We start from the raw sequence: 21822 nt of genomic DNA on the forward strand, positions 1-21822 counted from the left end.
TACCCCGAGGCCGCACCCCATCAGCCGAGGAAATCCGTCCTTTTGTTGTCTCAAATGGCGCTCTTCCCAGGCGTGGTGGCGTCATTTAACCTGGAGATCCTGTCGGCTATGTCGTGATCGCAACAACGGACGCTCGCCTGCCTGGGGGTGCTGTGACGGATGGGTTAGCGGGGTCCGAAGTTGCGCCGTACTTCTTCCTTGCGTATGCCCACACGCCGCAACGACCTTGGGTGGCACGGTTTTACGATCACTTGTGTGAAGAAATCGTCGAACACACCACCTGGCCCACAGACCTCTCGCCGGGCTTCATGGATCAGAATGGGATTCAGTCCGGCGAGGACTGGCGCAACGCCGTCGCGAGTGCCCTGGCGACCTGCAGGGTCTTCGTCCCGCTCTATTCACCGCGATACTTTACCCGCCCCGAATGTGGTCGCGAGTGGCATGCTTTCACCCGGCGCGTTCTTGATCACAGGGCTCGTCGTGGTGAGACGGCGCCACCGATCGTCCCGGTGCTGTGGACGCCCGTCAGTGAGGCTCAAATTCCGAATGCGGCACGCCATGTCCAGCTGAATTTCCGAACCATCGGCAAGGGTTACGCCGAGAATGGCCTATTCACTCTCATCAAGAATCATGCCTATCGCTCCGTGTACCAGAGAGTGGTCCATCACGTGGCGAGCGAGATCATGAGAGCTGCGGACGGCGCGGCGCTTCGGCCCTGTCATGTGAGCGAACTTCACTTGGCGCACGACGACTTCCAGGACCCGCCGCAGGTCGTCCCAGCGCACCGGCGCCTGACGGTCCTGGTGGCGGCGCCGACCGCGGCGGATCTGCCGGCCGATCGGGCCTCCGGTTGTTACGGGGGCGCACCGGCGGAGTGGAATCCCTTCCCAGGTGCCGCCACGCGGCCGCTCGTCGACGTGACATGCGCCATCGCCCGCTCGTTCGGGTACGAGCCCCGAGTCCTCTCCCTGGAGGAGGGCCTGGAGTCCATAGACTGGAGAAGGCTGGCGGCCGGTCCCGGTGTCGTTCTCATCGACCCCTGGCTATCGCTGCACGAACGGAAGTCGGCAGTCCTGCAGAGCCTCGATGCGATGGACGCGAGCTGGCTGGGCGTCGCCGTGGTCTGGGACAAAGAGGACCCCCAGACGCAGGCTCGCAGGGACGACCTCCGCAAGGCGTTCCAGGCGAGAGCGCCGCGCCGCCTCGGCGACGACGGTGGCTCGTCGTCCTTCGGCGTCGTGCATACCCATACGGCAGAGCAGTTCCGGCGGCAGCTTCCTTCCCTGCTGGACGGCGCCCTGAACCGATTCCTTACCCATGCACCGCGCGTGGTCGCCACGCCGCCAGGGGACACGGGAGGTACCCATGGACAATGATCGAGCCGGCGAGGTCATCACGTTTTTCTCCTACAAGGGGGGCACCGGCCGGACCATGGCCCTGGCCAACGTGGCCTGGATCCTGGCGAGCGGCGGCAAGCGGGTGCTCGTCGTCGACTGGGACCTCGACGCCCCAGGGTTGCAGCGGTTCTTCCACCCTTTCCTGGACCTCGAGCTGCTGGACGCGACGGAGGGTGTGGTCGACATGCTCACTGAGTACGCGCGGGCTGCGACCCAGCACAGCGACCGTGGGGGAGACTGGCACGTTCCGTATGCGCGCGCTCTGCCGCATGCCGTATCTCTCGACTGGACCTTTCCCGGCGACGGCCGTCTCGACATCATCTCGGCCGGGCGGCCTGGTCGCTCGTACACGACGGCGCTGGCCGGCTTCCAGTGGGACGAGTTCACTCACCGTCTGGGCGGCGCGCATCTATTCGCGGCCATGCGCGCGGACATGCGGCGCCACTATGACTACACATTGCTGGACAGCAGGACGGGTCTGAGCGACATCGCAAGCGTTTGCACGGCACGGTTCCCCGACGTCGTCGTGAACTGCTTCACTCTCTCCACGCAGTCCATCGAGGGTGCCGCCGCTGTCGCGCGGTCCATCGAGGATCTCCGCACGGATCGTGAGATCCGGATTCTCCCGGTTCCGATGCGGGTCGAGGACGGCGAGCAGAGCAAGCTGGAGAACGGACGGTCCTTGGCGCGGGCGAAGTTCGCCGGGTTCCCGCGAGGTCTGTCCGCTGGCGAGGTGCAGCGCTACTGGGGCGACGTGGAGATCCCGTACAAGCCCTACTTCGCCTATGAGGAGACGCTTGCGACGTTCGCTGACGAGCCGCGCATCGCAAACTCTCTGCTCGCTGCGTACGAGCGGCTGACTGTGGCCCTGACGGACGGTAGCGTGCGCGAACTGCCCCCGATGGCCGAGCACGTGCGCAAGCGGTATTCGGCAGCGTTCGAGCGCCGGCCTCCGGTCGTCGCCTCCCCCGATGTCTTCATCAGCTATGCACCCGAGGACCGGGTCTGGGCGGACTGGATCGGGCAGGTGCTGGAGCACGCCGGTGCACGTGTGGTGGCCCAAGGCACGGGATTTGCTCCGGGGACGAACTTGTCGGCCGAAGTGCGTCAGGCGGTGTCGTCCGCCGGGCGCACGATCGTCATCCTGTCGGGTTCTTACCTCCGCTCGGCACGGGCCGGAGCGGTATGGGAGACGCTCGCCTCCGCCGAATCGGCGCGGACGGGCCGGAGGCTTGTTCCGATCCGTGTTGCCGACGTGGGCCTCAGCCCTCCGTTCGACGCGTGGAGCACGGTCGACCTCGCGGGATTGGACGAGGCCGCGGCCGAGGAGGCGATCCTGCGCGCCGTCGACCAGCCCTTGCCCGTCGACAGGCTGGGTCATGACGCCACGTCCGGCGCACGCTTCCCCGGGACCCTGCCACCGGTGTGGAGCGTGCCCACCCGGAACGCTTCCTTCACCGGCCGCGCGGCACTGCTGGACCAGCTGCGAGACCAGCTGTCGGCCGGGGGCGCCGCCGTGGTCATGCCGCAGGCGCTGCACGGCCTCGGCGGTGTCGGCAAGACTCAGCTGGCGCTGGAGTTCGCGCACCGCTTCCGGGCGGACTATGACCTTGTCTGGTGGGTCAGCGCTGAACAGGAGGAGCTAATTGCTCAGTCTCTGGCAGATATCGCTCCCGCGATAGAGATCCGGCGTGGTGAGAACATCGACGAGGCCGCCGAGGCCGTCCGGGAGGCACTGCGCCTGGGGCGCCCCTACAAGCGATGGCTGCTGGTCTTCGACAACGCCGAAGACCCGGAACGGCTCGCGACTCACCTGCCGCACGGTCCCGGCCACATCATCATTACCTCGCGCAACCCCGCTTGGTCCACGGTGGCGGCGTCCATCGAGGTGGACGCCTTCTCGCGTGAGGAGTCCGTGGAGCATCTCACCAGCCGTGTCACCGGCCTCGATCCGTCGTCGGCGGCGGCGGTCGCGCAGCTCCTTGGTGACCTGCCTCTCGCCATCGAGCTTGCGAGCGCTTGGCTCGAGACGACGGGAATGCCGGTCGCTGAATACGTGTCGCTCCTGGATACGCAGTTGACTCAGTGGCTGGAGGAGAGCCAGCCACAGGACTACCCGTTGTCGGCGGCGGCGACGTGGCGGGTGTCGATCCAGCGCCTCGGTGATCAATGGCCCGCGGCCGTGAGGCTGCTGGAGCTGTGTTCATGCTTCGGTCCAGAACCGATCTCGTTGCAGTTGCTGTACGGCGACGAAGCGATCCGGTACCTGTTGCCGTACGACCCCGCGTTGCAGGAGAAGATGATCCTCGGCCGGGTGATCCGGGAGATCGGTCGCTATGCCCTTGCCAAGGTGGACCAGGGCAGGTCCAGCATCCAGGTTCACCGGCTCGTGCAGGCCGTGGTGCGGGACAGCATGACGCCGGAGAAGTTCGAGGACACGCAGCATGACGTCCACCGCATCCTGGTTAGCGGGCGACCGAGACAGGGCGCCACCGACGACCCTGAGAACTGGTCCCGTTACCGCGACATCTGGCCGCACCTGGCACCCTCGAACGCCAGTGAGTGCATCGAGGAGCCGGTGCGGGGCCTTCTCGTCGAGAGGGTCCGGTATATGTGGCTGCGCGGCGAGTACGACGATGCGATGACCCTCGCCCGCCGGTTGGCCGTGTTCTGGGAGTCCACCCGTGGCCCGAACGACCGACAGCTGCTCTACCTGCAGTACCACATGGGCAACGTGCTCCGGTCACAAGGTGACTATTCCGCCGCCTTGGCCATCGACCAGGCTGTGCTCGCACGACAGACTGCGGAGTTCGGGCCGGACTACGTGCACACGCTTATGACGAGCGGCTGCGTCGCGGCCGACCTCGGTGCCCTCGGTGACCTGAAGGGGTCGCTGGAGATGGCACGGAAGACCTACGAGAGCTTCTGCAACCTGTTCGACGAGGACCATCCACTGAGCCTGTCCGCGGCCAACAATCTGTCGCTGGCGCTGCGGCTGAGCGGGGACTGCTTCGGCGCCAGGGAGCTGGACGCGAGAACGCTGAACCACCGTAAGCAGGTGCTGGGACCCGATCACCCGTTCACGCTGATGTCGGCGGCCAACCTTGCCCGCGACCTGCGCGAGGCCGGCACCTTCCGGGAGTCGACCAGTCTGTTGCGGGTCACCCTCGAGCAGTACCAGCGGCTGCTGGGGTCGGAGTTTCCGGAAACGCTGCGCACGGCGTCGAGCTTGGCCGTGTCGCTGCGCAAGCAAGGCGAGCACGAGGAAGCGCACCAACTCAGCGCGGCGACACTGGAGCAGTACCGCCTCAGCTACCGGCCTGACTACCCGGATGCCCTTGCTTGCATGCTCAACCTCGCGTGCGACCTGTCGGCGCTCGGCGAGGCGGAGGCGGCGCTCGAGCTAGCGGACGAGACGATGGCGGCGTACATCAAGTCGCGCGGCATGGACCACCAGTACTCGCTGGTGTGCGCCAACAATCGCGCCATCTATCTCCGAAGCGTCGGGCGCCTGGAGGAGGCCTTGGCGGCGTCACGCCGCACACGTGATGCCTTTTCCACCACGCTCGGCATGGAACATCCACACTCGCTGGCTGCCGCCATCAACCTGGCCAATGTGCTTGCGGACAGCGGGCAGTTGCAGGAGGCGGAGGGTCTCGAACGGGAGACACACACGAGGCTCGAACGTCGCCTTGGGCCTAGTCACCCCGACAGCTTGTTCAGCGCGGGGAACCTGGCGATTACCCTCCGTGCTCTGGGAAGTGTGGAGGAAGCCCAGCAGATCATGGCTAGGTCCCTCACTGAGCTGGAGCGCGTTCTGGGCGCCGAGCACCCCCATATCGAGTGGGGCCGCCGCTGGCGCCGAATCAGTCGCGACCTGGAGCCGCAGCCGGTGTAGTGCCGGATTCAAGGTTCTTCTAACCGTTCCCGCAGGTCAGAAGAACCTTGAATCCGCGGGTGTCCCGTGGTCAGCGGATGTCGCGGGCGCGCTTGCCGCCGACCAGCTTGATCACGCCGCAGGCCACGCGGTCACCGGCGTTGCCGGTCCCCGCGGTCTTGGTCGTCGCCTCCGGGGAGTTGGCGGTGTACTGGTCCGGCGCGGTGCCGAGCGGGATGTTCCCGAAGTTGTCGGGGCTCGCGTGGACGATCAACGCCCGGCCGTCGAGCTGGGCCGCGTCCAGGCGGCTGCTGGTGAAGCTCGACTGCGCCGTCCCGTCCGTGCCGACCAGCAGGCTCGGGAAGTCGCCGTCGTGCTTGCCGTGTGTCTGGCCCGTCTCGGACAGGTGCCCATCGGCGGAGACGAACCAGGTGGAGGGGGCCTTGGTGGGGTCGGCGATGCATCCAGCGCCGTTGGCGGGATTGTCGTTGGCGTGGATGTGGAAACCGTGGAACGCGTCGGCGGTGGTCCGGTTGCCGAGCCGTACGTACGCCCGGACGTAGGTCTTGCTCTCCCGGACGAAGAAGATCGCCTGACCCACCGACTCTCCGTCGGCGGTGCGCAGCGTGGTCTGTGCGACGAGCCCCTCGGCCTGGGACGGCGCGCCATTAAGGAGCGCGGCCAGGATGCCGAGCGGTGCCGCCACCCAGGCGGCCCGCGTGGCGATGCGGCGGATGCCGTGACGATTCGTTACGGTCACGTGGTTCCCCCTGTACGTAGTGGGCATGTCGCCCCTCTGTACGGAACCCCGAACCGAACGGTTCCTTCCGAAGGGGTGAAAGCCTCAATTTCGTCGGGAACCACCCTGGTCACCCGGCGCCGCGCGCGCAACCCACCACGCTCATGGCGCCCTGATGTCGAGATCCGGGTGACGGCCACGACCACCGGGCGACGGCACGGCACCGGGCGTGCGGACCCGAAGGAGCCTGTGATGAAGCGCCTGATGCTGATCTACGGAAACCAACGGCCTCGCCGACGCCGCCGCGGTTCGCGGACATCGACCCGCTCGAGGTGTGGCCCGTCCTGCACCAGCCTTCCAGGCGTGAGCGAGCAGGCCGGTGGGGCGGCGTCCGGACCGAGGCCGGTCCACACGACGGCGTCACCGAGGATCTGTTGCGCGACCTCGCGCCGCAGGTTCTCGGACGCCGCAGTCGGAGATGGTCCCCGGGACCGATGGTGCCGCTCAACCGGGCCATCACGCTCGCCCAGGTGCGGGGACCGGCGGCCGGTCTGGCAGTGGTGACGGAACCGGAGTCCGACCGGCGCATGGCGAAGCACCACCGCCTCTTCGCTACTCGCGCACACCTGCTCGAGCTGGCAGGGCGGTTCGACGACGCCGCGGCGGAGTACCGGCAGGCCGCGCGCCGTGCCACGAGCGTTCCGGAGCAGCGGTACCTCGCCATGCGGGCAGCGCGGCTGGCCGGTCGTAGCGCCTGATATCCCCACTGCCGCGACGCTCAATCGCGCCCGGCGACTCCTATGCGAAACCCGGCGTCGGTCGGGCTTCCTCCCCGTGGACGACGGCGCCGACGCGTGCGGTGGGTGGGCGAGCGGTTGGCCGCACCTGGGCGTGACGCCGGCTCGAGTGGGTCGGTCCTGATCACTACGGGTCGTCGCTCTCGGGTTCGGTGCCGGGTAGTCGGAGTTGGGTGCCGAGGCGTGCGGAGGTGGTGATCGCTTGGAGGTAGGTGTTTCTGACCCATCTACGCCGGGGGTCGATGGTGGAGGGTGGCCTGGCCCAGGGGATGCCGTTGATCATTCGCAGGTCCCAGATGCCGGCGTGGACGGCAGCGTGGTGGCGGGTGCAGGCCAGCGCCAGAGCGTTGATGTCGGTTCGTCCGCCCTGGCTCCACCACTGCACGTGATGTGCCTGGCACCATTCCGGCGGTGCCGAGCATCCGGGGATGACGCATCCCCGGTCTCGGGCGACGAGGGCGCGGCGTTGTGCTGGGGTGATGGTCCGGACGGCGCGGCCCAGGTCCAGCACCGCCCCATTGGGGGCCAGCAGCACGCGTTCGATGAGGGCGTCGCAGGCCCACACCCCGAGTACCCCAGGGCCGACGCGTCCGAGATGGTCACATTCACTGATCCCGAGCAGCGGCGGACCCGCCGGTTTCTTGGGCGGGACGCTTTCCGACCCGGGGTGGGCGTGCAGGGCCTCGTGGAGTAGGTCGGGGGTGGTGTGCAGGATGATCCGCGGCACCGTGCAGTCCTGTCGCCGGGCGGTTGTGGCGTCGTCGGTCTCGTCGCCGGTGTCGTGGTCGTTGTTGGGGAGGTTGGCCATCGCCCGGTCGCAGATCGCGCCGAGGGCGTCCACGCGCCGCTGCGCGGCGGTGCGGGTGTCGCGGATGCCGAGCGTCTCGCCCTGGTCGTCGGTCTCGTGCCGGGTGGGGTCGGGGCGGGAGAACGCCGCGAGCGTCCGCCGCAGCTTGGCCCCGGTGAGCGGGTCGAGTTGGCCGGAGACGACGACCATCCCGGTCGAATCCACCGCCGTATGCAGTTCCCGCCGCTCCAGTGCGCGGGGGTCCAACCGGTCCGCGTGATCCGGGTCCACCACATTCAACAGATGCTTCGCGACCTGCTTGATCGTGGACGGCGGCAGCGTCCTGGAGGTGTCGGTCAGCCAGATGTCCACCTTCTCGACGCCGGGGACGCCGTCGTCGCCGGCCCGGGTCAGCAGGTGGTTGGGGATGTGCTTCAACACCCGGACCCCGACGTCGACGTGCTCCCGCGACACCTCACCCGCCGCCAACGCCGCCCCCAGCACCGGCAACCGCCGCACCGACCCCGACGATTCGTCGGGGTCGATCGCGTGGGCGGCCTTCACATCCAACGCGGCTTGCCGCCCGGAGACGTTCAGCGCGTGCACCAGGAAGGTGGACGCCACCTGACCCGGCTTCGCGCCGGGAACCGCGTCGGGCCGCGAATCCACGTCGCGGACCATGTGCAGCCGCTGAGCCTCCAAACCGGTGGTCACCTTCTGCATCCGGACCAGAGTCGCCCGCGCCTGGGAATCGGACTGAGCCCAGAAGTTCGCGGCGGAGAGCTTGGCCAGTCCGGCGTTGAGCAGGTCAAGCGCCTGCCCGACACCGTCGTCGCCGCTTCCCCCCGGATCCATGAGACCACGCTACAAGCCACCACCGACAATTCCGGCACACCGGAAAGTCCTTGCCGGGCAACGATCTCCAGCCACCAGTAGGCGCGTCTCGCCGCCTCCGTCAGGGCCGTTGCCGGGACAGGTCCGCGTCGATGTCGGGGATCCAGAACGCCGACTCGAGTGTCTTCATGCGCGCCCAGTCGGCAAGTTCCCGACCGTGCATGAGGGCTCCGACGGTGGCGCCCGCGAAGACGAGCACCGCGGTGAAGGCCACCCAGCCCTGGTCCCCGGCGAGCAGCTCGACGAGGCTGAGGACCGCAAGGGCAGCCAGCGGGGGCACGGAATGTCTCAGCATCAACCCGAGGCTGCGCAGGCGCGCGATCTCCAGAGCCAGCTCCTCGTTCGCGAGCTGAACGCGTGTCATGAGCAGGAAGATGTCCGCGTCCACGAACGGTCTCCCCTGTGCCGCCGGACATCTGGCGAGGAAGCGCTGCTTGGTGGTCTCCACGTCGCGCCAACGGGTGCCGGGCAGCACGCGGTTGAGCCATCTACCTATTCCGTAGCTCACGTGGCCGGCGAGGAAAGACATCACGAAGGTCAGGACGAAGGCGATGAATGCGTTGGACCCGACGTCGGGTGCGTCCGAGAGCCAGTCCAGGCGGAGCGCGATGTAGACGAACGTGGCCAGGTAGAGGCCGCCGGGGATGGCAGTGGCGAAGACGTCGAAGACGCTGAGGGCGAAGCTCACTGGCGGGGAGGGTAGCCGACAGGGATCCCCTTCCGCGCCCATGGTCGGGATCGGTGATCGCACAGGGCTGCCAAGCGGGTCCGGGGCTCTGCCCATGCTTCTTCGGATCGGGAGAGCATGATCGCGGCCAAGGGCTCCGCGGCCGGGGGAAGGTGTTGCGACGATCAGGCTGCCGGTGGCGGACCGTGGATACGCGATTCAAGATCATGTCTCCCCTGATCGCAGGGGGAGTGCTCGGCGCGCTCATCTCGACACCGGTCAGCTGCGCCGGGTCGGTGGACAGTCCCCGCGGGTGTGGTGTCCGGCCCGTCTCGCTCGAGTTGATCGCCTGGCGTGAAACGGACATCGCTTCGCGAGACGGCCCCGGGAGAGGCCGGAGGCGTCGCGCAGGTGTTCGTCCTCGCGGGCCCTGGTGTCCGACAGCTGCCGGGCCGTCGCCGGGACCACGTCGAGCTCGGATTTGGGGCCACGCAGCGGCGTCCCCCTCGGCACGCCGCTGCTGGGCCATGCCGCTACGGTGACCGGCCGGCATTGCAGCGCGATTGAGGATCGATGGAATGCCAGGTCGCGGTCGCCATTCCCGGCACCCCCCGGCACCCCCGGCACCCCCGGCACCTCCCGGCACCTCCCGGCACCCCCCGGCACCCCCGGCCCCCCGGCTCAGTCCGGCGGGTCTGACTCTCAAGCTTCGGGGTTTGTCGAGGACGGGCCTATCAGGATCGGACGTCTCCGGTCGATCTGTGTCGTGTGCTTGGCGGACGGGGGATGGCCTGACGAGGTTCGGTCGGCGCCCGAAAGGTCGACGACGAGCACGGCGGTCCTCGGTACCTGACCGGTGACCTGCGCGTGGGCGCAGGAGCTGGCGGGGACGCAGGGCCGGAACTGGCGGCCTCGACGGCGTAGCCCGTAGGACGTCTTCCGCACCCCGGCGAGTCTGAGACACTGGCGCCTGATCGTGCGGCCGTGCCAGGCATCTCGGGCCCGCGGTTATGGGCCTCTAGCTCAATCGGCAGAGCAGCGGACTTTTAATCCGCGGGTTCGGGGTTCGATCCCCCGGGGGCCCACATCTGCGCAGGTCAGCCGGGTTGTGACCCGACCTGGCAAGATCACGACCACACTTTACCCTCACGTTTCGTGTCCCTTCCGCTCCGGGCGGTCGAGGGGGCCGCGAGTGCCGTTGCCGCTTGATAGTGGAAGATGCCCAGTCCGTCGGAGCGTGTACAGGGTTGGCGCCGCCCGAAGCGTTGGCCTTCGGCGGTCTCGCTGTGGATGGTCTTGACTGCTCGCAGTCACTGAAGTCCCGGCGGTGCCGTTTCCCAGACTCTCCCGCTGGGGTGAGCGTCGACCGCTGCTGCTGCCCCCATGTTCGGACGAATGCTTTGAACCGCGTCGGTGAGGCTCAAGTAGTCGGCCGAAAGTACCGATTGAGGCTGTGTGCCTTCGTCTGCTCCTGAGTTCGTCCTGGGCCTTGATCTCGATGGTGTTGTGGCTGATTTCTACGAACACATGCGTAGGATCACCGCCGAGTGGCGAGATATTCCCCTCGAATCCCTCCCCAAAGAGGTCAGTTACGGCTTGCCGGAGTGGGGCCTTGTGCCCGGCGAGTATGAGCGGATTCATCGATTCGCGGTCACACAAAGGAATTTGTTCAGCGACCCGCCTGTAATAGCAGGCGCCCCCCAGGCGATAAGGCGACTCGGGGCTGAAGGCGTGCGTATCCGGATAATTACGCACCGCCTCTTTATTCATTATTTCCATCAGATGGCGGTTGAGCAGACTGTGGCATGGCTCGACAGGCACGCCATTCCGTACTGGGACCTCTGCTTCATGAGAGACAAGGAGCTTGTCAATGCGGATATCTATGTCGAGGATTCTCCTTCCAATATTGAACGATTAGCGGCCTGTGATTGTGACGTGATTGCATTCACTAATTCCACCAACAAGAACATAGTATCCCCTCGGCGTGCGAACGATTGGGCTAGCGTAGAGAAGGAAATTCGGAAGACCTACTATCAATGGCGGATGGATAAAGAGTTGCCGCTGCCGCCTGGGCCAGGAGAGAGCCCACCGGACTTCAATTCAAAGATCTACCCATAGTCTGGGGATCGATAGACGGCGGCCAGCACTGTTGCGGCGCCGGTCTTGGCGACCCGCCGGCCAAAGTAGTGATCCTGGGTCATGGACACCTTGGCGTGCCCGAGTTGGTCGGCGGCGGCGCGTGCGCTGAGGCCCGCCTGGTCCATGAGGGTGGCGACGGTGCGGCGGAAGGTGTGTGAGGTGACGTCGGGGTAGGCGGCCCGGTCGAAGACGTCGCGCAGGTCGGCTTGGGTGTTACTCGGGTCACGCAGCTTGCCCGTAGCTGAGGTGAAGACGGCGTCCCAGTCGTTCGGGATGGCGTCGGCCTGGCGCCGCTTGAGCATGGCGACGGCCCAGCCGGGGAGCTCGACCTTTCGCCACCCGCTCTTGGACTTCGGCTTGGGCTTGATGACCAGCCCCGCACCCTTGATCCGGATGACCGTTCCGCGCACTTCGACGGTGCCGGCGTCCAGGTCGAGCGCCGGCCAGGTGACCGCCGCCGTCTCGCCGATGCGCAGACCGGTGGCGAGCATGGCGTCGATGAAGTCGACCAGGTCCCAATCGGTCGCCTTCTGATCGGCCGCCACCTTGGCGCGGAGGTCCCACACCTGTTCCAGCGTGAGCGCCCGATGTTCCTTGCTGGTCTGGCGGATGGGCGCGGCGTCACGGACGAGATTGGCCGGGATGGCGTCGTGGCGGGCGGCCATGCCCAGCACGCCGGACAGCACGGTGCGCGTGAGCTTGGCGACCGCTACGCCGTGGTGTTCGCGGGTGGCCTTGATGACCCGGTCGACGCGCGAGACGGACATCTCGCCGAGCCGTAGGTTGCCGATTGCCGGAAGGACTTGGTTGTCGAGCCGGTCCCGGTACGCCTGGCCTGTCCCGGGGGAGCGTTCGCCGGCGTCGACGGCCGCTTGGACCTCGGCGAACCACAGCTCGGCGACGGCCTTGATGGTGGTCCGGGCGGTGATCTCGGCGTCGGCGTCGACGCGGCCCCGGTCGCGGCAGGCTTCCTTGAGCCGGTTGCGGGCTTGGGTCTCGCTCTTGCCGACCCGCTCGACGCGACGCGTGACGCCGTCGTAGTCCCGGTAGTTCGTCGTCGCCCGGAACTTGCCCTTGCCGAGCTTATAGCAGCGGATCTCGCCCATCGTGCCGAGCGGGAGCGGTGGTCGGCCCATCCGCTCAGGCGCTTTCGGTGGTGATGGTGTCGAACCAGGCTTCGACGTCGTCGGGCTTGTAGCGCAGGTACTTGCCGACGCGGCGGGCGGGTGGTCCGTAGCCGGCGGTGCGCCATTGGTAGAGGGTCTTGACCGGCACGCCGAGGTACTCCGCGACGTCGTTGACGCTCCAGAGCCGGTTCACGCTGCGGTGTCCCTTCCGTGGGTGGGGGTTGCCGAATCGGTGCCGTCGGGTGTCAATGCGTCCTTGACGCCGGGTGGCGAGCTGGAGCCGCCCGCCGGCGGAGGTGGATCCCCGCGTCTTGCGGCGTCGTAGGCGGCGCGCCAGCGGGCTCGTTGGGCGATGGCGTGGAGGAGCCGGTTCGCCAGGGGCCGGATGGGGTCGTCGGGGTCGGCGGGTTTCCATTCGTAGTTGTCGCGGCGCATGTCGCTGGGCTGGTCGGTGATGCCGAGGGTGGCCAGGACCCAGGCGCGGCGGTCGTGGCGGTGGTCGGCGAGGGTTTTGCCGGACCATTTGCGGGAGACGAGGATGCGGCGGCCGGCGTAGCCGAGGTGTTCGCGCTTGTGGGCCTTGGACCGGCACCCGCCGGGGGTCTGGCCGGGCCGGGCGCCCTTGGGTTGGATCCCGTACCGCAGCCAGTTCGGGCAGGCCGGCGAGCACGGCTCCACGGAGAGCGCCGCGTGCAGCCGGTCCATGTGCGCCTTCTGCGCCCCGGCGTCAGCGGCATGAGCCTCGCCCATGGACTTGGTCAGGTACTTCGCCAGGTACCCGATCCGCCGGTCGGCGTCGGGGGTGCCGGCGAGCAGCCCCTGAATGTCGATCTGTGGGCCGAAGCGGACCACGTGCCGAGGTTCGGCGTCGGGGTCGTCGAGCTGGTCGAGCGCCTCATCCCAGGTCGGCAGCAACTCACCGGTCTCAGGGTCGGCGTATCCGTCCGGTGTCCAGATCGGCCCGCGGTCGGCGCTGTAGACCGGGTCGCCGGTCGTCGGCCACCACACCTGGTGATACGTCGCGGCGACCACTTGCCGAATCAGTGACCGCGGGATGGTGCCGCGGATGGCGAAGTGCGCGTGTGCGGCGAGGCGTCGTTGGGGTTCGACGGTGGCGAAGTACTGCACGTCGTAGCCGGCGACCCGGCGCAGGTTCTGCACGAGCCGGTCGAGCAGCCGGGAGAACGCCAGCGCGTCCCGCGCCGCCCGGGTGTAGTCGTAGCCGCTCGGGTTGACCGGGGTGCCGTCCTGGCGCACCCGCCCGTAGGAGGGGAGGGTGACGGTCAGGAACAGCGACGGCCGGAACACGGTGCCGTCGCGGCCGACGAACGCCCGCCCGAGGGTGGTGTTCTCCATCGCCTTCTTCGGCAGGTCGGGCGCGTCCTGCCGCCGCCGGGTCGAGCGCACCCGCCGTTCCCGCGCGGGTGGCTCGACCGTGCCCCGGACGCCGGTCCGGCGTAGGTCGGCGTCGACGTCCATCAACGACTCCCGGCATGCCGCCGCGGTGCCGTCGTCGCCGGCGTCGAGGCAGTCATCCCGGGCAGCGGTGATGTCGGCCCGCTCGACCGCCAATGCCTTCTGCGCCTTGGTGGGCGGGTCCGGGGCGTGGAACGGGCCGTGGTCCAGGTGCCAGCCTTCGCGGCATTGGTGCATCCGCAGCCGCCGCGCCCGTTCCGCACACGACTGGCACCGCGACGCGAGCGTTGAGCCGCACGGGACATCCACGAACCGGACCTCACCGGTGTGGACGTCGGTGACCCGCATCGCGACCGGCCGCACACAGACGCCGTGCGAGATCGCAGCTTCGGTGACGACATCCCGCGCGAGGGGCATCCGTGCCCGAGCCGCCCTGGAACCGGGCCGTGGCCCCGGCCGAGGGGGGGTGTCCTCGGCCGGGGCGACCACCGCTTCCGCCGTGGTTGTGGCGGTCACTCGTCCTCCTCTCGCAACTCGTCGTCCTGGTCGTCCTGGTCGTCCTGGTCGAGTTGGTGGAGCTGGTCGGGGTGTGCGTGGGTGGTGTGGTCGAGGGCGGCGTCGTCGGCGTCCTCGGGTGCGTCGGCGGTGGCGGTCCAGAGGCAGCCGGGCGGCAGGCAGTCGGCGGCCCAGCAGCGGCCCCGGGCGTCGATGTGGTGGCAGGCGGTCAGCAGCCAGCTCACGGCGACCACCGATCCCCGGTGTTGTCTTGTTCGTGGGCGAGGCTGTGCCGGCGGGCGGCTGTGACGAGGGATGCGAGGTTGCCGGTGGCGTGCCAGGGGCAGTGGCCGCAGCGGACCCGGTGCGGCATCGCGGCCGGGTTGACCGGCTCAACCGTGAAGGTGAGCCCGTCCCCGGTGACCAGGGCCCCGACCGGCGCGACCACCGCCAGGTGTGCGGGAGGGTTCGCGCGCATGTCAGTCCCTCCCGTTCTCGACGCGTTCCATGTCCTGGACTTGTTGCGCTGCAAGGGGTTCGACGGCAGTGACGACGACCAGGCGGTCACCGCCGCTGGTTCGAGTCGGGTCGGTGGGTGCGGGCCAGCGTGCGGCCATGGCGGTGATGTCGTCGTCGGTGATCCAGGTGAACCGGACCCGGACCGGTTCGTGCGCGCCGTCGACATGGACGAACCCGATCCCGGGCAGGGAGGCGGGGATCAGGTGGCAGGCGGCGCCGCGGGCGAGGGCGCCGTCGCCGAGGACCATGTCGACGTGGCTGTCTTCGGCCAGGCGTAGGGCGATGCGGTAGGTGAACAGGTCCCGGAACGGCAGCACGTCCTTGCGGGGGTCCTGCAACGCGGCCACCACCGAGAACCCGACCGCCCGCCCCTGCGACAACAGGAGCTGGAGCGCGGTGGCGACCTTCGCCTTCACCTCCCGGGGGGCGTAGGCGGTGAGGAACGCCAGCTCGTCCACCACGATCACCACGAGCGGGTCCGTGGTCGTGGGGGTGAAGACCCGGACCCCGTCGGTCTTCAGCCGGCGTTTGCGGTCGTTCATGTCCGCGACGGCCTGCTCCAGGAGCGCGAGCATCGAGGCCAGGTCCTCATCCGCGTACTCGGCGAACAGGGCACGTCCGGGGTACAGCTCCATCCCGCCCTTCGGGTCGACCCCCCGCAGCCGCACCCACCCCTCGGCGACGGCCGGGCCGAGAGCGCGGATCAGGGACCAGATCACCGACCCCTTACCGGCCCCGGAGGCGCCCGCGATCAGGACATGCCGCCCCAGCAGCGCGAGCGTGTAGGGGCTGCCGTCCTCGGCCCGCCCGACCGGCAACCCGGCCAGGTCCGGCACCGCCACCGGCTCGATCGTGGGCACCACCCGCCGGAGCGGGTCACGGGCGTAGAAGACCACCCGCACCCGGCCGGGCGCGTCCTCGACAACGGTGCAGCGGTGCGCGCCGTACACGTGCCGCAACCCCTCGGCGCGTTGCGCCAGCTCCAACGGCGTCTGCCCATGCAGCAACCGGACATGCAGGGTGTCCACCACCCGGGTGGACCGGACGCCGGTGACCTTGGGCGCGTACATCTGCCTCGACGGCGTCGTCCTGGTCAGGCCGGTGCCGTCCATCGCCGGATGCCACCGCCGCCGATACCGGAGCTGCCACCGCACCCCACCCCGGGCGCGTTGCGCCACGAGTCGCGAGTAGGACCCCGGCCACCGGTGCGCCCACACCAGCCCCGCCGCCAGGGCGCACATCACCGCTGTCGTTGCGGCCCAGCCACCGAAGCGCACGTACAGCGCCAACAGCAGCACGGCCGGCGCGGTGAGCGGCCACCCGCGGACCGCCCACACCGTGACCTTGCCGAGCAGCCGGCCCGCCCACGTGGCGACCCCGCCGAGGACCGACGCCCACAACGGGATCACATACCGCTGCTTCGTCGTCAGCCCGGTCCCGATCAGATCATCAACCCTGGTCCCGTTGATCTTCACAGGGCATCACCACCCGCACCACTCGCGTTACCTGTCGCGGGCGAGGACAGTGGGCTGAGCCCCAGCGCGACCCGCAACTCGTCCACGACGCCCCGGATCCGGACCAGACGGTCCCCACAGGTGCCGGGGTAGTCCCCTTCAGTCAGGCCGGTCAGCAGCCCCGCCGCGCGGCAGGCGGCCAAGGCCCGGTCCTGCTCCTCGTGCCACAGTCGCCGGAAGAAGTCCTCACCGTCGTAGCCGTAGCCGTGTGTGGTCATCGACGCTCACCCCCCACGACCGTCGAGGCCGCCAGCGCGGCCGGCCGCTCCGGCCCGGGGCTGACAAATCGGCCGTCCGGCCCCTGCACCGGGACCGCGACCACCTCGACACACTCCCCGCACCGGCCGAACCGCAGCTCGGCCACCGGGAACGGCTGATCACAGGTGCGGCACCGCTTGGCCAGCGGCCCCCGCACCACCCGACGACCGATGCCGAGGACCTCGCCGCTGGTGGCGGGCCGGGGCGGGCGAGCATGGTTACGCTTGCTGTGCATTGCTTGATCTCCCATCCAGTGATGCACCACCGGCCGCACGGCGTGCGGGGGTGGCGCCCCCGGCCCGGGGTCCAGCCGAGCCGGGGGCGTCCGTCATTTCGTGAATCAGGCCGGCCTGGTCACGCGGCCTTGGCACGCCCCATCCGGAACCCGGCCGCCCGGTAGGCGATCGCAACCCGGGGCTTGGCCCGGTTCGCGTCCAGGTACGGGATGACCTGCAACCCGTCGAACTCCACCGGCGCCATCAACCCGTTCGGCGGCACCGGCGCGTGATCGGCCGCGATCTTCACCTTGATCTCCCGCCGCCCCTGCGGCGCGGTCGGGTCCAACACCGACACCGACCACAACCGCAACCCGGTGGTCTTGTCCCGCTCCTGCGGATCCGCGACCCCCGCCCGCCGCTTGTCGAAGTCCTCCACCGGATCCACCGACAACAGAATCACCGGCTGCGAGAACACATCCTCATGCCGCACATTGATCCGACCCTCAACCGCCATTCCCGAACCTCCACTCATCACATCGCCCCGACCGACCCAAGAAACACGCCAGCCGCCATTTCGGCGGACGCCTTTCTTTCCCGGGCCGTGGGACTCGGCCACCCCTGTGACCTGCGGAGACAGCGTGCAACGCTCGGCAACCGCTTTTCAAGCGTTCGACGACGCATGCATTCACGGTTGGTATGCGAATATCCAAGACTGGTGTGGGCACCGATACCAGGATGGTATTTCCATACAAGCCTGGTATGACATCAGCTTGCGGAGGCTCTCGTCCCATATCCATGGCTAATATCCCGACCATGGGTGAGGCCAGAAATCGGCGCGTGTACACCTCTCGCGGCCCCGCCGACGGCGAGGACTGGGACGCCGTCGCGACCGCCGTCAACGACCGGATGGCCGCCCGCCGCATCGGTCAGCAAGAGCTCGCGTTGCTGTCCGGTGTCTCGGTCTCGACCCTGCGGCAGGTCCAGCACGGCGCCGGCCGCCGCATCCAGAACAAGACCCTCGCCGCGATCTCCCGCGCCCTCGACTGGCCCGACGACCACTTGGCCGGCGTCCTGCTCGCCAACCGCCAGGCACCCGGCGACGACGCTCCACCGTCCGGAGAGGGTGTGGCCGAGGCGCTGCGCCAGCTCGACCACCGACTCGCCGAGATCAGCGACCGCCTGGCCGCGATCGAAGAGGGCATCGACCGTGCCGTCCGGGGCGGGGAGCGTTCGTAGCTCGACCGTCAACGCCCGCTTGACACCGGACGCCGCGAACCGGAGCAGCCAGGCCGGAGGGGCCGGACGCGCTCAGTTCGCGGCCGTAGCCGGCGCTCAGCCCGGTTCGGAGTCGTTCAGGTGAACGGTCAAGATGGTCCAGGTCTGCGGGCTCTCCACCACGCGAGTCACGCCGGGAAGGCCGGCGAGAGCACACACGGCATCCTCTTGGTTGGTGCGGCCGTCACTGCCGTGCAAGAACACCAGCAACTGTCCCGGGTGGACGTGCCCGGTCACGGCCAGGACGAGGACGCCTCGCTTCTCCAACTGCCGGCGCAGCTGCCCCGGGTCGAGCCGGCCTGCGCCGATCACACCTGTTCCCGCAGCCGGGCGAGCAGGTAGGGCGTGAGCGTCCAGGCGCCGACGCCGACCAGGACGAGCACGACCCGTCCGTCGGCGGCCACGCCCCACTGCACGTCACCGACGGCCCACCACGAACTCGGCTGGACCAGCCACGTGCGCAAGTGGTCCCGGTCCAGGACGGCGACGCAGCGGCCGGCGTGGCGGACCTCGACCGTGCCGTGTCCCATCACGAACCGCACGACCGATGGCCCGGTGTCCGTCGCGACGTCGACCTCGACCAGTGACAACCCGCCGTTGGTCGCTCGGTGGCCTTGGCCTCCCACATGCGCCCTCCGCTCGCCGTCCGGTGGCTTGGAGGCCAGCCCGCCCGCGGACTTGAACAGGTCGACGCGGGAGGGCCGGCTAGCCACGACATTCGTGCAGGCGGCGGAGCGGTCGAAACGCTGCTCTGGGTACACCAGGCAGGTATGGCCGCCCGGTCCCGGTGCGGCGGGATCGGCGGTTGGCGAGCGCCATACGGGCGCGCGAGCGCTCGAAGACCGGCAGAAGGTCCATATCAGTCTGAGCCAGGCGCGATACTCTCTGTGGATCGCCGAGCGCACGGGCCGAGAGGGGGTACGCCGAGGTGACTAGCGCTCCCTACCGGGTCTCCGCAGCGTTGCTGGCCCGTGACGACTTCAAGCAGGCGTGCGCCGCGCGTGACTTCCAAACGATGTTCAAGCTGATGCAGAAGTGGGACGGCGCGAGCCAGGGCCGGATCGCCGCTTCGGTCGAGGGCCTCTACCAGGGCCGCGTCAACGCGATCATCAACGGCGGTAACAACATCAAGATGCTCGACCTCATCGAGCGCATCTGCGATGGCCTGCGGATCCCCGGTCCCTATCTTGGTCTTGCCCCGCGCCCCTGGGAGGGCGATCCCGACGCGCCAACCGCTCCGGTGATGTCTGCTCCCGTTGTGGCGTCGCAGCCTGCCCCCGAGGCACCGTCCGCCGCAGCACCGGCGGGGGAGATGGTCGAGCGGCTGTCCATGGAGATCGACATCGCGGCCGACGGTGCCGCCCGTCTCACCTACCAGCACGAGATCCGCAACGACACCCCAGCGCCGATCACCAGGTTCGTCCGTGAGCTGTGGTTCGCTGTCTCCGATGGGAAGCTCGCGGTCGAGCCCGTGCAGGCCGGCGAACACAACTTGCTGATCCAGCGCATGCACGAGACGCCCTCGCACCTGGCGTACGCCTGCCAGCTCTTCCCCGCGGTCCAGCCGGGCGAGAGCGCAACCGTCGCCTACACGTGCACCGGCGGGGTGTTCGGCGACGAGCACTATTGGCGGCAGGCGATCGTGAACCCGGTCAGCGAGTACACCATCCGCGTGCGTTTGCGCGGCGTCGAGACCCTCACCCAGTGCACGGCGGTCGAGGAGCGGCCCGACGGGTCCGAGGTCACTGCCGCGGAAACCCTGCTGTGGAACCGCGACGGCGGCGACGTCGTGATCGAGCTGACCCGCAAGGAGCTGCGCCCGAACCAGTTCGTGACCGTGCGATGGGACTTCCCGCGTGCGGTTGCGTGACGCCGTCGAGCAGGCCATCCGTTCCTGGCATGCTCACGAAACCGCCCGTGGTGGCCGGCAGGTCATCGACTTCGACTGTGCCCCAGCCGCCGGCCAGGTCCAGCCCGCGTTCAGCCGGCTCGACGTCTACCAACGGCTGACGGCGCTGCACGCGCGCGCCGTGGCCGAGAACGACGCGATCATCGAGGCCACGATCCGGGCGCATCTGGCGTACCTGCGGCACGTCCTCGGCGAGCGCCCGCCGGTCGAGGAGTACATCCGAGACACGCAGGGATGCTCGGCGGCTGGGTGGTCACCCGACTACGTCGCCGCCGTCGGCGACCGTGCCCGCGCGGCCCTCGCCGATCTCGGCATCGGCTGGGGACCGGAGACGATGACCGAGCTGAACGAGCTCGAAGGACACATCGAACTCGCCGAAGCCAAGGACCGGGTCCTGGCCGTGGCCGCCGAGGTCGAACCGGCCGTGCGCGCACTCGCCGGCACATCCGCGCCGTACTCGGTGACGATCGAGATCGTGGACGTCGACGACTACTGGGCCTACTGGCTCGACGGCGCCGGATCCGACGTCCGGCTGCGCTTCAACCTCCGCCAAGCCGTGTTCACCCAGACCCGCCTCGAGCAGTTCGCCCAACACGAGCTGCTCGGCCACGCCCTCCAAGGCGCCACCTACGCCCAAGTCGCCGCCACCACCGACGTGCCATGGTCCCGCCTGCTCACCGTGCACCTCCCCCACCAGGTCTGCCTGGAAGGTCTCGCCACCGCGCTACCGCTGTTCGTGACCCCGGACGACGCCAAGCTCGCCGCCCGCACCCGCCTGGACCACTACGTCCACCTCGTCCGGGCCGAGCTGCACCTACAGATCAACAACGGCGTACCGGCCGCCGACGCCGCAGCGCACGCTCGGAGTCGGATCCCCTACTGGGACAGCAACGAGACCGCCAACGAGCTGTCCGACCGAGGCACCGACCCCATGCTGCGGTCCTACCTGTGGAGCTACCCCGCCGGCACCGACTGGTTCATCAACCTCGCCGACCACGCGGACACTGCCACCATCGAAGCCGTCTTCCGCGCCGCCTACGAACGCCCGCTCACCCCGACCGACCTCACCCAGTTCTGGCCCGCCGGCCCTACTATCGGCGGCAACCTCGCCACGTTCTGACGCCAGCGCCGCTGCGCACGTCGGATGCTGCCGAATTGACCTCTTGAGGATCAAGGCGCCGCGCAAGCGCGGCGCGCCGCTGGGCCAGCCCGGCGGACATGCGGCGCCTCCGGCGCCGTTCCGCCGGGCACCCCCGGCGCTCAACGTCGTGAGCGAATGGCAAAGAGCACCGCGTCGGCCATAGCCAGAAATTCGTGTGCGCGCTCGGTCGTGATCTCTCCCTGGCCGCCATGCGCAGCAAGGTTCCGGAGCACCGAGATTGCCTCCACGGCGTTCGCTGTCTCCGATGTGACACGCTCGTGCCGGAGAGCGAGCCTGGCCAGTCGTGGCCCTGATGACCTCGCCTTCTCGGGATCATCGACGTCCTTCAACACCGTCAGCAGCGCGTGCTCGATCTCCCGATAGGCACCAAGAACGGCGAGCTCTGGTTGCGATTCAGCAAGCGCCCTCAACTCGTCACTCAGCACCGCCAGAGGGCCCTCTGACGAATCCTCCGGTGGCGGTCCAACCTCGCCTTCCACCTCTGCTTGTGCCCGGCTCCACTCGACCTCGACCGGACCAGCCCTGACCTTGCTAGGCGGATCCGACGAGAGCCAGCCCATCACGGGCTGGCGTAGCAAGAAGGCCACGGCCACCGCCGCCGCAGGCCACGCAAGCGCGGCGGCCATGGCTGC

Annotated in this window: 22 protein-coding genes and 1 tRNA gene; 8 read left to right on the top strand and 15 right to left on the bottom strand. The window is 68.8% G+C overall.

Annotation, left to right across the window (positions count from 1 at the left end):
- The first annotated feature begins 113 nt into the window (after window positions 1–113).
- Window positions 114–1376, top strand: coding sequence for a TIR-like protein FxsC (locus tag AC08OU_RS09895; protein ID WP_476604722.1), 1263 nt, complete (start codon window positions 114–116; stop codon window positions 1374–1376).
- The gene (gene fxsT / locus AC08OU_RS09900; protein ID WP_476604723.1) at window positions 1366–5295 is read left to right on the top strand and encodes an FxSxx-COOH system tetratricopeptide repeat protein; all 3930 of its coding nucleotides are present in this window, start codon (window positions 1366–1368) and stop codon (window positions 5293–5295) included. Before AC08OU_RS09895 ends, fxsT begins: the two co-directional genes overlap by 11 nt.
- A 70-nt stretch (window positions 5296–5365) precedes the next feature.
- Here fxsT and AC08OU_RS09905 read toward each other — a convergent pair whose 3' ends face one another.
- Entirely contained in the window at window positions 5366–6034 is a 669-nt protein-coding gene (locus AC08OU_RS09905) for a superoxide dismutase family protein (protein ID WP_476604724.1), read from the bottom strand.
- A gap of 473 nt (window positions 6035–6507) precedes the next feature.
- On the opposite strand from AC08OU_RS09905, the gene AC08OU_RS09910 reads away from it, so the two are divergent.
- Entirely contained in the window at window positions 6508–6771 is a 264-nt protein-coding gene (locus AC08OU_RS09910; protein WP_476604725.1) for a hypothetical protein, read from the top strand.
- A gap of 166 nt (window positions 6772–6937) precedes the next feature.
- Here the strand turns inward: AC08OU_RS09910 and AC08OU_RS09915 are convergent, their stop codons facing one another.
- Complete coding sequence (locus tag AC08OU_RS09915) at window positions 6938–8452, bottom strand: HNH endonuclease signature motif containing protein (RefSeq protein WP_476604726.1); 1515 nt, start codon at window positions 8450–8452, stop codon at window positions 6938–6940.
- Between the two features lie 100 nt (window positions 8453–8552).
- Window positions 8553–9221 (bottom strand): hypothetical protein, encoded by a 669-nt coding sequence (locus AC08OU_RS09920; protein ID WP_476604727.1) that lies wholly within the window; start codon window positions 9219–9221, stop codon window positions 8553–8555.
- Between the two features lie 949 nt (window positions 9222–10170).
- Here AC08OU_RS09920 and AC08OU_RS09925 point away from each other — a divergent pair.
- Together AC08OU_RS09925 and AC08OU_RS09930 are read left to right on the top strand one after the other, a co-directional pair.
- Window positions 10171–10243 (top strand) — tRNA-Lys (locus AC08OU_RS09925).
- Window positions 10244–10613: 370 nt separating this feature from the next.
- A complete protein-coding gene (locus AC08OU_RS09930; RefSeq protein WP_476604728.1) occupies window positions 10614–11276 on the top strand; it encodes a 5' nucleotidase, NT5C type in 663 nt (220 codons plus the stop codon).
- On the opposite strand, the gene AC08OU_RS09935 is transcribed toward AC08OU_RS09930, so the two are convergent.
- The 9 genes from AC08OU_RS09935 to AC08OU_RS09975 form a co-directional block, all read right to left on the bottom strand.
- Window positions 11267–12433: a tyrosine-type recombinase/integrase gene (locus tag AC08OU_RS09935; protein ID WP_476604729.1), complete on the bottom strand. Its 1167-nt coding sequence runs from the start codon at window positions 12431–12433 to the stop codon at window positions 11267–11269. The genes AC08OU_RS09930 and AC08OU_RS09935 overlap by 10 nt on opposite strands.
- Window positions 12434–12437: 4 nt before the next feature.
- Complete coding sequence (locus AC08OU_RS09940) at window positions 12438–12617, bottom strand: helix-turn-helix transcriptional regulator (protein WP_476604730.1); 180 nt, start codon at window positions 12615–12617, stop codon at window positions 12438–12440.
- Complete coding sequence (locus tag AC08OU_RS09945; RefSeq protein WP_476604731.1) at window positions 12614–14356, bottom strand: replication initiator; 1743 nt, start codon at window positions 14354–14356, stop codon at window positions 12614–12616. The genes AC08OU_RS09940 and AC08OU_RS09945 overlap by 4 nt, the downstream gene beginning before the upstream one ends.
- Window positions 14353–14580 (bottom strand): hypothetical protein, encoded by a 228-nt coding sequence (locus AC08OU_RS09950; RefSeq protein WP_476604732.1) that lies wholly within the window; start codon window positions 14578–14580, stop codon window positions 14353–14355. Before AC08OU_RS09950 ends, AC08OU_RS09945 begins: the two co-directional genes overlap by 4 nt.
- Window positions 14577–14813, bottom strand: a complete 237-nt coding sequence (locus AC08OU_RS09955; RefSeq protein WP_476604733.1) for a hypothetical protein — start codon at window positions 14811–14813, stop codon at window positions 14577–14579. Before AC08OU_RS09955 ends, AC08OU_RS09950 begins: the two co-directional genes overlap by 4 nt.
- 1 nt (window position 14814) lies before the next feature.
- Window positions 14815–16329: an FtsK/SpoIIIE domain-containing protein gene (locus AC08OU_RS09960; protein ID WP_476604734.1), complete on the bottom strand. Its 1515-nt coding sequence runs from the start codon at window positions 16327–16329 to the stop codon at window positions 14815–14817.
- Window positions 16326–16586: a hypothetical protein gene (locus AC08OU_RS09965; RefSeq protein WP_476604735.1), complete on the bottom strand. Its 261-nt coding sequence runs from the start codon at window positions 16584–16586 to the stop codon at window positions 16326–16328. Before AC08OU_RS09965 ends, AC08OU_RS09960 begins: the two co-directional genes overlap by 4 nt.
- Complete coding sequence (locus tag AC08OU_RS09970; protein ID WP_476604736.1) at window positions 16583–16876, bottom strand: hypothetical protein; 294 nt, start codon at window positions 16874–16876, stop codon at window positions 16583–16585. Before AC08OU_RS09970 ends, AC08OU_RS09965 begins: the two co-directional genes overlap by 4 nt.
- A gap of 104 nt (window positions 16877–16980) precedes the next feature.
- Window positions 16981–17358: a plasmid replication, integration and excision activator gene (locus tag AC08OU_RS09975; protein ID WP_476604737.1), complete on the bottom strand. Its 378-nt coding sequence runs from the start codon at window positions 17356–17358 to the stop codon at window positions 16981–16983.
- Window positions 17359–17657: 299 nt separating this feature from the next.
- Here AC08OU_RS09975 and AC08OU_RS09980 point away from each other — a divergent pair, with 299 nt between their 5' ends.
- Window positions 17658–18080: a helix-turn-helix domain-containing protein gene (locus tag AC08OU_RS09980; protein WP_476604743.1), complete on the top strand. Its 423-nt coding sequence runs from the start codon at window positions 17658–17660 to the stop codon at window positions 18078–18080.
- Between the two features lie 96 nt (window positions 18081–18176).
- Here AC08OU_RS09980 and AC08OU_RS09985 read toward each other — a convergent pair whose 3' ends face one another.
- Together AC08OU_RS09985 and AC08OU_RS09990 are read right to left on the bottom strand one after the other, a co-directional pair.
- Window positions 18177–18431 carry a hypothetical protein gene (locus AC08OU_RS09985; protein ID WP_476604738.1) on the bottom strand — a complete coding sequence of 85 codons (255 nt, stop codon included), beginning with the start codon at window positions 18429–18431 and terminating at the stop codon, window positions 18177–18179.
- On the bottom strand, window positions 18428–18832 hold the full coding sequence (locus AC08OU_RS09990; RefSeq protein ID WP_476604739.1) for a hypothetical protein: 405 nt from the start codon (window positions 18830–18832) through the stop codon (window positions 18428–18430). The genes AC08OU_RS09985 and AC08OU_RS09990 overlap by 4 nt, the downstream gene beginning before the upstream one ends.
- A 215-nt stretch (window positions 18833–19047) precedes the next feature.
- Between AC08OU_RS09990 and AC08OU_RS09995 the strand changes: the two genes are divergently transcribed.
- Both AC08OU_RS09995 and AC08OU_RS10000 read left to right on the top strand, forming a co-directional pair.
- Entirely contained in the window at window positions 19048–19989 is a 942-nt protein-coding gene (locus tag AC08OU_RS09995; RefSeq protein WP_476604740.1) for a helix-turn-helix domain-containing protein, read from the top strand.
- Window positions 19976–21148, top strand: coding sequence for a hypothetical protein (locus AC08OU_RS10000; protein WP_476604741.1), 1173 nt, complete (start codon window positions 19976–19978; stop codon window positions 21146–21148). The genes AC08OU_RS09995 and AC08OU_RS10000 overlap by 14 nt, the downstream gene beginning before the upstream one ends.
- A 140-nt stretch (window positions 21149–21288) precedes the next feature.
- Here AC08OU_RS10000 and AC08OU_RS10005 read toward each other — a convergent pair.
- Window positions 21289–21822: hypothetical protein (locus tag AC08OU_RS10005; RefSeq protein WP_476604742.1), on the bottom strand; the 534-nt coding region annotated here is incomplete at its 5' end.

The sequence above is a fragment of the Frankia sp. CcMO1 genome (assembly GCF_977945845.1).

Coding starts and splice junctions, on each gene's coding strand:
- AC08OU_RS09980 (WP_476604743.1), top strand. CDS start 17,658: ATGGGTGAGGCCAGAAATCGGCGCGTGTACACCTCTCGCGGCCCCGCC.
- AC08OU_RS09935 (WP_476604729.1), bottom strand. CDS start 12,433: ATGGGCCGACCACCGCTCCCGCTCGGCACGATGGGCGAGATCCGCTGC.
- AC08OU_RS09965 (WP_476604735.1), bottom strand. CDS start 16,586: ATGACCACACACGGCTACGGCTACGACGGTGAGGACTTCTTCCGGCGA.
- AC08OU_RS09910 (WP_476604725.1), top strand. CDS start 6,508: ATGGTGCCGCTCAACCGGGCCATCACGCTCGCCCAGGTGCGGGGACCG.
- AC08OU_RS09915 (WP_476604726.1), bottom strand. CDS start 8,452: ATGGATCCGGGGGGAAGCGGCGACGACGGTGTCGGGCAGGCGCTTGAC.
- AC08OU_RS09970 (WP_476604736.1), bottom strand. CDS start 16,876: ATGGGAGATCAAGCAATGCACAGCAAGCGTAACCATGCTCGCCCGCCC.
- AC08OU_RS09975 (WP_476604737.1), bottom strand. CDS start 17,358: ATGGCGGTTGAGGGTCGGATCAATGTGCGGCATGAGGATGTGTTCTCG.
- AC08OU_RS09920 (WP_476604727.1), bottom strand. CDS start 9,221: ATGGGCGCGGAAGGGGATCCCTGTCGGCTACCCTCCCCGCCAGTGAGC.
- AC08OU_RS09955 (WP_476604733.1), bottom strand. CDS start 14,813: ATGCGCGCGAACCCTCCCGCACACCTGGCGGTGGTCGCGCCGGTCGGG.
- fxsT (WP_476604723.1), top strand. CDS start 1,366: ATGGACAATGATCGAGCCGGCGAGGTCATCACGTTTTTCTCCTACAAG.